This window comes from Kocuria sp. NPDC057446 (assembly GCF_042802875.1).
Lineage (GTDB): Bacteria > Actinomycetota > Actinomycetes > Actinomycetales > Micrococcaceae > Kocuria.
This window is the reverse complement of sequence record NZ_JBHVDI010000152.1, coordinates 1-9,460: the sequence shown is the minus strand read 5'-3', so window position 1 is coordinate 9,460 and position 9,460 is coordinate 1. Positions and strand designations below refer to the sequence as shown.

General features: G+C 73.7%; 16 protein-coding genes and 1 tRNA gene. 10 read left to right on the top strand and 7 right to left on the bottom strand.

Going from position 1 to position 9,460, the window contains the following annotated elements:
* Positions 1–139 precede the first annotated feature (139 nt).
* Positions 140–637, top strand: a complete 498-nt coding sequence (locus ACFU0Y_RS15100; RefSeq protein WP_380215344.1) for a hypothetical protein — start codon at positions 140–142, stop codon at positions 635–637.
* 41 nt (positions 638–678) lie between these two features.
* Here the strand turns inward: ACFU0Y_RS15100 and ACFU0Y_RS15095 are convergent, their stop codons facing one another.
* Complete coding sequence (locus ACFU0Y_RS15095) at positions 679–1,269, bottom strand: thymidine kinase (protein ID WP_380215345.1); 591 nt, start codon at positions 1,267–1,269, stop codon at positions 679–681.
* A gap of 166 nt (positions 1,270–1,435) precedes the next feature.
* Here ACFU0Y_RS15095 and ACFU0Y_RS15090 point away from each other — a divergent pair, with 166 nt between their 5' ends.
* Together ACFU0Y_RS15090 and ACFU0Y_RS15085 are read left to right on the top strand one after the other, a co-directional pair.
* Positions 1,436–2,167 (top strand): DUF72 domain-containing protein, encoded by a 732-nt coding sequence (locus ACFU0Y_RS15090; RefSeq protein ID WP_380215343.1) that lies wholly within the window; start codon positions 1,436–1,438, stop codon positions 2,165–2,167.
* Positions 2,168–2,249: 82 nt separating this feature from the next.
* Positions 2,250–2,489, top strand: a complete 240-nt coding sequence (locus tag ACFU0Y_RS15085) for a hypothetical protein (protein WP_380215342.1) — start codon at positions 2,250–2,252, stop codon at positions 2,487–2,489.
* Positions 2,490–2,526: 37 nt separating this feature from the next.
* On the opposite strand, the gene ACFU0Y_RS15080 is transcribed toward ACFU0Y_RS15085, so the two are convergent.
* Complete coding sequence (locus tag ACFU0Y_RS15080) at positions 2,527–3,099, bottom strand: DUF664 domain-containing protein (RefSeq protein WP_380215341.1); 573 nt, start codon at positions 3,097–3,099, stop codon at positions 2,527–2,529.
* Positions 3,100–3,164: 65 nt separating this feature from the next.
* Positions 3,165–3,728, bottom strand: coding sequence for a DinB family protein (locus ACFU0Y_RS15075; protein ID WP_380215340.1), 564 nt, complete (start codon positions 3,726–3,728; stop codon positions 3,165–3,167).
* 233 nt (positions 3,729–3,961) lie between these two features.
* On the opposite strand from ACFU0Y_RS15075, the gene ACFU0Y_RS15070 reads away from it, so the two are divergent.
* From ACFU0Y_RS15070 to ACFU0Y_RS15045, 6 genes are all read left to right on the top strand, one after another.
* A complete protein-coding gene (locus ACFU0Y_RS15070; protein WP_380215339.1) occupies positions 3,962–4,429 on the top strand; it encodes a hypothetical protein in 468 nt (155 codons plus the stop codon).
* A gap of 164 nt (positions 4,430–4,593) precedes the next feature.
* A complete protein-coding gene (locus ACFU0Y_RS15065) occupies positions 4,594–4,989 on the top strand; it encodes a hypothetical protein (RefSeq protein WP_380215338.1) in 396 nt (131 codons plus the stop codon).
* 157 nt (positions 4,990–5,146) lie between these two features.
* Positions 5,147–5,554, top strand: a complete 408-nt coding sequence (locus ACFU0Y_RS15060; protein ID WP_380215337.1) for a hypothetical protein — start codon at positions 5,147–5,149, stop codon at positions 5,552–5,554.
* A gap of 308 nt (positions 5,555–5,862) precedes the next feature.
* Entirely contained in the window at positions 5,863–6,696 is an 834-nt protein-coding gene (locus ACFU0Y_RS15055; RefSeq protein ID WP_380215336.1) for a hypothetical protein, read from the top strand.
* A gap of 49 nt (positions 6,697–6,745) precedes the next feature.
* A complete protein-coding gene (locus ACFU0Y_RS15050) occupies positions 6,746–7,216 on the top strand; it encodes a hypothetical protein (RefSeq protein ID WP_380215335.1) in 471 nt (156 codons plus the stop codon).
* A gap of 274 nt (positions 7,217–7,490) precedes the next feature.
* A complete protein-coding gene (locus tag ACFU0Y_RS15045) occupies positions 7,491–7,622 on the top strand; it encodes a hypothetical protein (RefSeq protein ID WP_380215334.1) in 132 nt (43 codons plus the stop codon).
* A 12-nt stretch (positions 7,623–7,634) separates the two neighbouring features.
* Here ACFU0Y_RS15045 and ACFU0Y_RS15040 read toward each other — a convergent pair whose 3' ends face one another.
* The 3 genes from ACFU0Y_RS15040 to ACFU0Y_RS15030 are packed head-to-tail and all read right to left on the bottom strand — an operon-like array spanning position 7,635 to position 8,400.
* Entirely contained in the window at positions 7,635–8,030 is a 396-nt protein-coding gene (locus ACFU0Y_RS15040; protein WP_380215333.1) for a cupin domain-containing protein, read from the bottom strand.
* Entirely contained in the window at positions 7,955–8,143 is a 189-nt protein-coding gene (locus ACFU0Y_RS15035) for a hypothetical protein (protein WP_380215346.1), read from the bottom strand. The genes ACFU0Y_RS15040 and ACFU0Y_RS15035 overlap by 76 nt, the downstream gene beginning before the upstream one ends.
* Positions 8,071–8,400: a PadR family transcriptional regulator gene (locus ACFU0Y_RS15030; RefSeq protein WP_380215332.1), complete on the bottom strand. Its 330-nt coding sequence runs from the start codon at positions 8,398–8,400 to the stop codon at positions 8,071–8,073. The genes ACFU0Y_RS15035 and ACFU0Y_RS15030 overlap by 73 nt, the downstream gene beginning before the upstream one ends.
* A 172-nt stretch (positions 8,401–8,572) precedes the next feature.
* Between ACFU0Y_RS15030 and ACFU0Y_RS15025 the strand changes: the two genes are divergently transcribed.
* Entirely contained in the window at positions 8,573–8,983 is a 411-nt protein-coding gene (locus ACFU0Y_RS15025) for a hypothetical protein (RefSeq protein WP_380215331.1), read from the top strand.
* A gap of 297 nt (positions 8,984–9,280) precedes the next feature.
* Here the strand turns inward: ACFU0Y_RS15025 and ACFU0Y_RS15020 are convergent.
* Positions 9,281–9,366 (bottom strand) — tRNA-Leu (locus tag ACFU0Y_RS15020).
* Positions 9,367–9,460: the final 94 nt, after the last annotated feature.

Sequence of the window (9,460 nt, the reverse complement as noted above, 5' to 3'; positions counted from 1 at the left end):
GCGTTCCCGGGGGTGCCGGTGGTGCCCGCCGGCCGCCGTCCTCGAGGGGTACCGGGGGCCCGCGCCGACTGCTAGGTTCGGCGCATCGGCGACCCGGCGGACCGGCCGGTCCCGTCCCCCGGACCCCGAGGAGGTTCCCGTGAGCCAGCCCCACCACGCCGGCGGCGCCACCGGCGTCGGCTCCCGTGCCGTGGTCGTGCGCGGCGACCCGGTCCTGCGGACCGAACGGCGCACCGTCGTCGACGAGACCGACCGGACGGTCACGGTCGACGACGGGACCCGCTTCGCCAAGGCCACCGGACTGGTGTGGGACGCCCCGACCGCCGGCTCCTCCGACCCCGAGGGCGCCCACGCCGCGGCACGGCTCGTCACCGAGGGACACCCGGCGTTCGAGAAGCTGTGGGCCGACGCGGCCCTCAGCACCTTCACCGACGCCGACCACGCCGCCTACGTCGAGGGGCTGATCGCCTCCAACCGGCTGGCACGGCGCGGCGACGTGCACGCCCACTACGACGTGGCCGCCATCATCGACGAGCTCGCGGCCCTGCACCCCGATCTCGAGGCGATCCCCGAGGACCTGTTCTGGGCCGTCGTCGACCGGCACGGCCGGGAGGACGACCGGGACGTCGGCCCCTGAGGACCTCCCGCGGCCCGGTGCCCCGGCTCAGCGGCTCCGGGTCAGCGCAGGCGACCTCCGGAGTGCCGCAGATAGCAGCTCGCGCACATCGACTCGTAGGAGACCGCCACGCCGTCGATGGCGACCTGGTCGCCCTCGAGGACCGGCTTGCCGTCCACCGAGCGGGCGTTGAACATCGCCTTGGACCCGCAGCGGCAGATGGTGCGCAGCTCCTCCACCGTGTGGGCGACGGCCAGCAGGCGCGCCGCGCCCGGGAACGCCTCCGTGCGGAAGTCGGTGCGCAGCCCGTAGGCCAGGACCGGGACGCCGTCGAGCACGGCGATGCGCAGCAGGTCGTCGACCTGGGCCGGGGTGAGGAACTGTGCCTCGTCGACCAGCAGGCAGTGCACCGGCCCCCGCCGCTCGACGACGGCCCGGAAGCGCTCGCGCGCCGCGTCGGCCGGGGCCAGGAGCAGGTCGACCCGCCGCGTCTCCCCCAGGCGGGAGACCACGGTGTCCGCGCCCTTCGAGTCGATCGAGGGCTTGGCCACGAGGACCGTCTGGTCCCGCTCCTCGTAGTTGTGCGCGGCCTGGATCAGCACCGTGGACTTGCCGGAGTTCATCGCCCCGTGCCGGAAGTAGAGCTTCGCCATCATCGCGTCCTGGCGGGCCGGGCGGCGGGACTGGTCATGCGGGGTCTCCTGGGATCGTGCGGGGCGGTCGGCGGCCGGTGCCGCCGTGCGTGCCGGTGAACACCCTACGTCCAGGACGAGGGCACCCGGCACGGGACCGGCGGGCTCCGCGGCTAGCCTGGAGCCCATGGGCTGGCACATCGGCACCTCCGGGTGGAGCTACGAGCACTGGGAGCACGTCCTCTATCCTCCGGGCACACCGCCGTCGAGACGCCTGGAGATATACACCCGGGCCTTCTCCACCGTGGAGCTCAACGCCAGCTTCTACCGTTGGCCCCGGGACACCACCTTCGCCGGCTGGAACCGGCGCCTGCCGGAGGGCTTCCGGATGACCGTGAAGGCCCCCCGCGGACTGACGCACGCCAAGAAGCTGTACGCACCCGAGGCCTGGAGCCGGCGGATCGCCGGGTCCTGGCACGAGCTGCGGGACCGGCGCGGGGTGCTGCTCGTGCAGCTCCCGCCGGGGCAGGCCCGCGACGACGCGCGTCTCGACTGGTTCCTGGCCGGCCTGCCGGACTGGCTCCCGGTGGCGGTCGAGTTCCGCCACGACAGCTGGGTGCACCCCGAGGTGTTCGCGCTGCTCCGGCGCCACGGCGCCGCGTACTGCGTGCTCAGCGGGGCCGGGCTGCCCTGCGTCCTCGAGGCCACCGCCCCGTTCGTCTACGTCCGCTTCCACGGCCCCGACCACCACCACCTCTACGCGGGCTCCTACTCGGACGCGGACCTGGCCTGGTGGGCGGACCGGATCCGGGAGTGGCACCACGGCGGGCGCGAGGTGTACGCGTACTTCAACAACGACGGCGAGGGCCACGCCGTGCGCAACGCCCTGACGCTGCGCCGGCTCCTCGACGGGGGCTGAGCGGCGCGGGCGGGCCGCTGCGCGCACGCCGGAGCCGGGCATAGGATCGGGCCATCACCGTCGAGCAGGACAGGAGCCGGAGATGGAGCGCTATCCCGAGCCCGCGGACCGCAACGAGGCCTACGCGGAGACGGCCCAGGAGCGACTGGGCGTCCGCGACGAGGACTGGCTGACCGCCGCCACCGACGAGAACAACCGACGGGCCGACACGACGGCCGAGGAGGCGCAGGACGACGTCCCGGCACCGGAGGACCTGGAGCCCGAGGAACCCGAACCCGAGCACCCCGGGACGGACACCGCGCGCCGCGCCGGCGACCGGTGACCTCCGTCCGCCGGCGAGCGCCGGCACCTCCCACCACTCAGCCGGCCGCGCCCCGGGCCACCCCGTCGGCCAGGGCGTTGAGCTCGTAGGCGGTCCGTCCGTCGAGGGACTCGCGGAGGATGTCGGCGTGCCCGGCGTGCCGGGCGTTCTCCTCGACCAGGTGCAGCGCGACCCAGCGGGCGGGCCACGTCCCCAGGTCCTGGGGGAACCACGGGGCCTCCGGGACGGGGATGCGGGTCTCGGGGTCCGCGGCGCGCAGCGCGGTCTCGACGCGGTCGGCCAGCGCGTGCAGGGCGGCGCGCAGGGACTCGGCGGTGTCCTCCGGACGGACGGCCTCGGGCAGGACCGCGCCGGCGGCCCAGTCGGCGTCGTCCGCGGGTCCTGCTGGGGGCCGGCCGGGATCGGTGAGCGCGGCGACGGCACCGTGCCCGCCGATGAACAGCACGTGCCGGGCCAGTGCTCCGAGGCTCATGGCGCTCGCCGAGGGCGTCGCCCGGAGCTGCTCGGCGTCGAGCCCCAGGAGGGTGCTGGCGATCTGGCGGATCTGCTGGCTCGCGAAGACCGCCAGCGCGTCGCGCTCGTCGGTGACGGTGGGGGTGAGGAAGGGCATGGTGGGCTCCTGTGGTGTCGGGCGTCACGGATCGGCGGCGGACGGGTGCGGGCGGTCGGGGCGGATCAGCGGGTGTGGGCGTACAGGTCGCGCAGCAGGGCGATCTCCGCCCCGTGGTGGATCAGCTCGCGGTTGATGTGCAGCACCAGGGCGAGCATCGGCAGGTCCGCGTGGGGACCCTCCGCCGGCCCGCACGGACGCGCCAGGTCCGCCGCCGTCAGCGAGTGCACCCCGGTCGACCAGCGCGCGACCTCGCGATCGAGCTGGTCGAGCGCCTCGTCCGCGGTCCCGGCGTAGGCCCAGTGCCCGTAGGAGGCCTCCGGGCCGGCGAAGTGCCCGTGGCTGCGCACGGCGAGGACTCCGACGACGACGTGGGCCGTCCGCCAGGCGATGGTCGTGAACGGCGCGGGCACCGGTTCGGGCAGGGCGAAGTCGACCACGAACCCACCGCGGCCCGCCTGCATCGGGGTCCGGTGCTCCGTCCGCGGATGGACCGTCCACGCGGATCCGCCGGTCGGATCGAAGAAGTACTCCTCGTCGGTCAGGCCGGCGAGGCGGGGCCGCAGCTGGTGGGCCCAGTGCCGGTCGAGCTGGTCGGCGGCACAGGCGACGACATCGAGGTCGGTCATGGCGGTCTCCTCCCGGTCCAGGTGCCTCGGGCGGTGCCCCGGGCCCGTGTCCAGTGTCTCGGGGACCGCGGACAGATCCTGGCCGCGATCCGAGGTCCACCGCCTTGGTGACGGGCCCCGACGGAGTCGATGCCGCACGCCGCCCGGTTCCACGCGGATCGGACGACGCGGACCCCGATGCCTCGCCCGTCCGGTCGGGTGACGTCCGGGGGTGGGGCACGTAGCGTGGAACCATGAACAATCTTGTGCTCTCCCTGACCGGCTCCGCGGCCGCCGGGGCGCTGACCCTGATCTCCCCGTCCGGCTGGTCGCCCCGGGTGCGCGCCGCCTACGTCCTGGTGCCGGGGGTCCTGGTCGCCTCCGCGGGAGCCTGGGCGCTCTCGCGGAACATCGGCGCGGAGGAGCCCGCCGACTCCGGTGCCCACCACACCCCCGGTGCCGAGGAGGTCCCCGTCTCCGTGCAGCGGCTGCCGGTGGCCGCGCGGGCGGCTCTGCTCCTGGGGCTCGGCGCGGCGACGTGCGGGGCCCAGGCCGCGTCGCTGCGGATCGACGCCGCTCTCGAGCGCTGGTTGATCGGGCGGGGCGCGACCCACCCGCGGCGGTGGATGGCCGCGCTCGCGGTGCTCGCCTCGCTGGGCATGGACGCCGCCGGGGACCGGATCAGCGCGCTGGCCGGCGAGGAGCGGGGTCCCGTCTCCTGACGGGACCCGCCACCGGGCTCCGTCACGCGGCGTCGTCACGGGGGTCGCTCCGTCCAGTGCGGGGAGCCGGACGGAATGTGCTGCGGAGGACGTTCTCCGGGCGCGAGAACGGATCTACGATCTGGTGCCACAGACACCGTGCCGGAGCTGAAGGAGGACCTCCCATGCCCACCTACGACGCCCTGCTCGCCTTCCTGCGCGACTACCTGGAGCGGGACTGCGGCGGCGACATCCACCTGCTGCGCAGCACCGTGGCCACCGCGGTCGAGGAGCTGGAGGAGGGCACCGACACCCTCTACGCCCTGGTCGTGGCATGGGGCGAGGACGCCGGGCCCGGGTTCCAGGGCCCGACCCGCTGGAAGGTGGTGGAGAGCGAGACCGGGGACGGCCCGGTCTTCGCCGCCGGCACCGTCACGGACTTCACCGGCGCCGACGAGGGCCGGGCCGAGGTCACCCGGGCCGTCCGGGAGCACGGCTTCGAGTCGGTCGGGGCGTTCCTGTACGGCATCGTGGCCGGCAGCAGCGTGGCCATGGTCCGCCGGCTCCCCCGCGTACGCTGACGGCCGTCCGTCGCACCGGGGCGAGAGCGTCCCGCCGAGGCGGGACGTCCGGCCTGCTCCCCGATGCCCAGCGCATAGGATCGGACCAGGAGTCGCACTCGCGCGCTCGCTGATCCCGGCGCGGCCACCCTTCCCTCCGACGACAGGACGTCCCGTCATGCGCCGACCTGCACTTGCCCTGCTCGCCGTCTCCACCGTGGCCCTGACCGGCTGCGGGCCCACCACGGACGACATCCGGGCGATGGTGAACGGGCCCGCCGAGGCCTACGACGACGCCGCGGCGCTGCGCGAGGACGTCGTCGACGCCGGTGCCGAGTGCCCCGGCACCGATCAGCTGTCCGCCCCGGACGATCCGGACACGACCTTCCTGGACTGCTCCAACGGACTCATGGGCATGGCGGTCGCCGGCTCCGACGAGGAGATGGCGGGTTTCCTCGACGCCCTCGGCGACAGAGGAAGGATTCCCTTCCTGCACGCGGAGAACTGGGTCGTCATCTCGCCGGACGAGGCGCAGCTGGAGCAGCTCCGGAACGAGCTCGGCGGCGAGCTCAGCACCGGCTCCTGAGGCGGCACGTCCCCGCTCCGGGCGCCGGAACGCTCCGCGGCGCCGTGCACCACGCACGCGGACCGCTGCCGTTGGCCCGGCGGGGTGCCGTCGCCGCCGACGCGGACGAGCGCCGGGCCGCCCTCCACACAGAAGGGGCGAGCCGACGCCCGCGGTGTCCCGTCGCCACTGGCCGGGCGACGCTTCCATCGTGTCACCGGGGCCTCGTCGGCGCACACCGGGTCCCCGCACACCGTCACTGCGGGTAGCCGCACCGGCGCGGGCCGCTTCCTCGTGCTGGTCGGCGCACCGGCAGTAGAGTCACGTCCATGGAAGATCAGCCGTACGAGCTCATGACCGCGCGTCAGGCCGCCGACGCGCTCGACGACTACCTGGCCGAACGCGCCCCGGCGCTGGAGCGCCTGCGCGCCGCGCTGGCCGAGCACGGCCTCGACCCCGGCGAGATGCTCGACGGCTCCGTCTACTCCGTCTCCCCGCTGTGGGCCTGGATCTCCGCCCGGGCCGCCGAGCACGGCACGGTGGCCCAGTCCCTGACCGAGGACCCGACGCGGCCCGACTGGCCGTCCTGGGCCCGGCACGGCCGGCTCGTGGACCCGCATCCGCCGGCCGCCACGATCGCGCTCGTCGACGGCTTCGCCTCCTATCTCGGCGACGTCCTCGTCGCCGCAGCCCCGCAGGCGGTCTGGCAGGTCGGCGAGCACATCATGGCCGATCACCCGCTGGTGCACTACCCGGTGCTCGGCACCGACCACCACCACCTGTTCCTCCCCGGCCTCCCGCTCTACAGCGCCTACCAGTCCGCCCACGGACGGTCGGCCATGAGCGGAACCGAGATGCTCGCCCACGCGCGCCGCACGATCGACGCCCTCCACGGGGAGGGTCCCGAGTCGGCAGCCCTCCAGGAGCCGCTGGTGACGGTGGTCGCGGAGCTGGACTGCTTCGACGTGGGGCTGCGCGAGGACATCCCGGCGCAGCACCCGGGCCTGGTGGAGCATCTGATCGCCGAGCTGTGTGACCGGGACGGTGTCGCCTCGGTGCACCGCTACGGGCCTGCCGCCCTGGTGGTCGACGTGCCGGCCTGGGACGAGCTGCGGGTGAAGATGTGGTGCACCCTGTGGCTGCAGCGCCACCTCCCCCGGTGACGCCCCGCGCCGCCGGGTCGGATTCCCCGAGGGCACTGGGGTGGCGGACATGACGATCCGGATGGTCGCGGTCGTGGCGAGCACCGCCGCAGTCCTGCTGGCCGGCACCGCCTGCGCTCCCTCGCCGCAGCCCGACGACGTACCGGTCCGCGACCTCGAGAGCTGGGTCTCCGAGACACTCCCGGCGCCCACCGACGACGGGTTCTCCGTGGCCGGCACCACGAGCTCGGACGGTGGGAGTGCCACGAGCACCGTCTCCGACGTGCCGCCGGGCTGGTATGCCGTCACGCTGGCCTGCGCCCCCACGGGTTCGGGCGCCGGGCCCGCACGGATGACCCTCTCCGGCGCGCACGGCACCTACGGCGGCGGGGACTGTGCCGTCTCGCCGGTGACCACGACGGTACGGTTCGGCGACTCGGCCGACGCCCGGCCGGAGTCCATCACCGTGACCGGCGAAGCCGACGACGGGGAGGTCTTCTGGGGCGCCTCCGTCTCCCCCACGACCGCCCCGGAGCGGTAGCGGCCCCCGGGCCGCAGAGCTCCATCGGAGAGTCTCGCCACCGACACCATCCCCCGGAGTCCCACTTCGGTTGGTTCCCCGGGTCGGCGGCGGTCGGGAAGACCATCTCCGGGGCCGGCCCATGCGCGTCTCGTCCCCACGCTCTGCATCAGGGCGGCACGCCCCAGGACCGGGGCGAAGATCGTCCCTGCACCGTGATCCGCCGTGCTGCTCGTCGAGGACGGAGCGCCTGCCGGCGAGTTCGTCACGGCGAGCGTCCGCCCGCCGTGAGGGAGTGTTCGCACTGCACGCCAGCCCCCGGACCTCCCTCGCCGTCTCGGCAGCCGGTGGGATCACCACCACGGCCGGGAGCATCAGCGGCGCGACAACCCGCGCGGCCATGGCCCTGGTGGCCTGCACCACCTGACCGGCTCTCGGTTCACCCGCCGCCCGACGTCATCTCCGGCGGTGCGACGAGGCCGAACCGGCCGATCAGCTCGGGCACCGACTCGAGATCCATCTCCAGGGCGTACCGGTCGCACGCGGCCATGAACCTCTCCAGGTCCATGTCGCGCTCGGAGGAGTAGTACTGGCCGACCTCCTGGAAGAACTGTTCGAAACCGGCCGGGGAGATGATCTCCAGCAGCCGGGCACGGTCCTGACCGGGGTTCCAGAAGGCGTGCCACTGTCCGCGCGGCTTGAGCACCAGTTCCCCGGGCCCGGCCCGACGTCGTTCACCGACGAGGCGCGCCCCTCGGATCAGGTCGTCCCCCGAACGGCGATCTCCCTGAGGGCGTCCCGGTTCGGGGTGGCGTCCCGCACGTCCTCCGGCCACTGCCGGGTCTCCTCAGCGGCCCACTGCGCCCACCGTCCGGTCATGTCGGCGAAGTCCGACAGGAAGCGTCCCACCAGCACCAGCTGGGCGGCCCGCCCGGTTCGGCGAGCCACCGGGCCAGTGCATCTCTGCCCGCCGGGGTGACCGAGTACGTCGTCCGCTGCCACTTGCCGACGCGGCCGGCCTCGGACGCGGCCAGCCCTCGGGCAGCGAGCTTCCTCGGCTCCTCGTACAGCTTGCTCTCGGCCCGGGGCCAGAACCGGCGCATGCGCACATGCACCTGCTGGGCGAGTTCGCAGGTGCTCCACGCCCTGATCGCGAGCAGCCCCCGGATCGCGTAGGACGTCGTCGTCAACTTCGGCTGATCCATGGACATGTTTCTCCTCGTGGCCTCGGAGGCGCGGGCAGGACCGCACTGGCGATCACCGCGATCACCTGGCTCAACCCGCACGTGCTGGCCACCATCGTGCTCCTCTCCGTGGCCTGACCCGGCCGGCCGCACGGAGAAGGGTCTGTCGGTCCGCGGCGGTAGCGTCGGGACCATGAGGATTCCCCCCGCCTCGTCAGCACGGCTGCAGGGCCCGACCACCTCCACCGCGCGGTTCGAGACCGCCCGGCGCAACTTCCAGCGCGCCCGGTACGAGCTGACCGCCGCGGCCCTGGCGGAAGTGGTGCTCCGGGTCCGCACTCGCCATCCGGACGCAGCCAGGCTGCTGGTCATCTGCGACGACGTCGAGGACGGGCTCTACCTCGCCGAGATCACCGACCGGGCCGGCCGTCCCCTGGACGTGACAGGAGCTCTGCTGGACGACCGCACCACGGCCCAGATCCTCGGCAACATCCGTGGTGGTGATCTGGCGTCCCTGCCCGGAGTGACACACGATCGGATCGCAATGGCCTTCGCCCTGGAGATCGACGCGCTCCCCGGGGACTTCTGCCGCGGAGAACCGTGACCTGTCGGCACGGGGAGGGGCTGCTCCGACAGCACCGCGAGCGGAGAGACGTGCTGCCGTTGCCAGTGCTGCTCGTGAGGACCGGCCGGAACCGCAGGTCGGTCCTCGTCGCCGTGGCCACGGTGGCGGAGCTGGAGGAGGACTCCGCGGGCGCCGCGCGGTCCTGTCGATCGCCGGCATCGGTGGGACGGCGCGGAGGAGGTCCCGCCCATCATCCCCCGGTCGCCACCCGGGCACAGCAAAACACCCCGGACCGTGGGTCCGGGGTGTTTCCGATGTCCTGGGACATCGCATCCGTGCGCGAGGGGGGACTTGAACCCCCACCCTCTAATACGAGGACTAGCACCTCAAGCTAGCGCGTCTGCCTATTCCGCCACCCGCGCGAGTGGATCCAGAGCGAACGTCGTGCCGTTTCCGGCCGTTCGTCCTGAACGCAACAGAAAACAAGGTACCACATGCGCGCCCGCCGATCACATC

Excerpts from the sequence above, each read along its gene's own strand:
- ACFU0Y_RS15095 (WP_380215345.1), bottom strand. The coding sequence starts at position 1,269 with ATGGCGAAGCTCTACTTCCGGCACGGGGCGATGAACTCCGGCAAGTCC.
- ACFU0Y_RS15090 (WP_380215343.1), top strand. The coding sequence starts at position 1,436 with ATGGGCTGGCACATCGGCACCTCCGGGTGGAGCTACGAGCACTGGGAG.
- ACFU0Y_RS15085 (WP_380215342.1), top strand. The coding sequence starts at position 2,250 with ATGGAGCGCTATCCCGAGCCCGCGGACCGCAACGAGGCCTACGCGGAG.
- ACFU0Y_RS15080 (WP_380215341.1), bottom strand. The coding sequence starts at position 3,099 with ATGCCCTTCCTCACCCCCACCGTCACCGACGAGCGCGACGCGCTGGCG.
- ACFU0Y_RS15075 (WP_380215340.1), bottom strand. The coding sequence starts at position 3,728 with ATGACCGACCTCGATGTCGTCGCCTGTGCCGCCGACCAGCTCGACCGG.
- ACFU0Y_RS15070 (WP_380215339.1), top strand. The coding sequence starts at position 3,962 with ATGAACAATCTTGTGCTCTCCCTGACCGGCTCCGCGGCCGCCGGGGCG.
- ACFU0Y_RS15065 (WP_380215338.1), top strand. The coding sequence starts at position 4,594 with ATGCCCACCTACGACGCCCTGCTCGCCTTCCTGCGCGACTACCTGGAG.
- ACFU0Y_RS15060 (WP_380215337.1), top strand. The coding sequence starts at position 5,147 with ATGCGCCGACCTGCACTTGCCCTGCTCGCCGTCTCCACCGTGGCCCTG.
- ACFU0Y_RS15055 (WP_380215336.1), top strand. The coding sequence starts at position 5,863 with ATGGAAGATCAGCCGTACGAGCTCATGACCGCGCGTCAGGCCGCCGAC.
- ACFU0Y_RS15050 (WP_380215335.1), top strand. The coding sequence starts at position 6,746 with ATGACGATCCGGATGGTCGCGGTCGTGGCGAGCACCGCCGCAGTCCTG.
- ACFU0Y_RS15030 (WP_380215332.1), bottom strand. The coding sequence starts at position 8,400 with ATGGATCAGCCGAAGTTGACGACGACGTCCTACGCGATCCGGGGGCTG.
- ACFU0Y_RS15025 (WP_380215331.1), top strand. The coding sequence starts at position 8,573 with ATGAGGATTCCCCCCGCCTCGTCAGCACGGCTGCAGGGCCCGACCACC.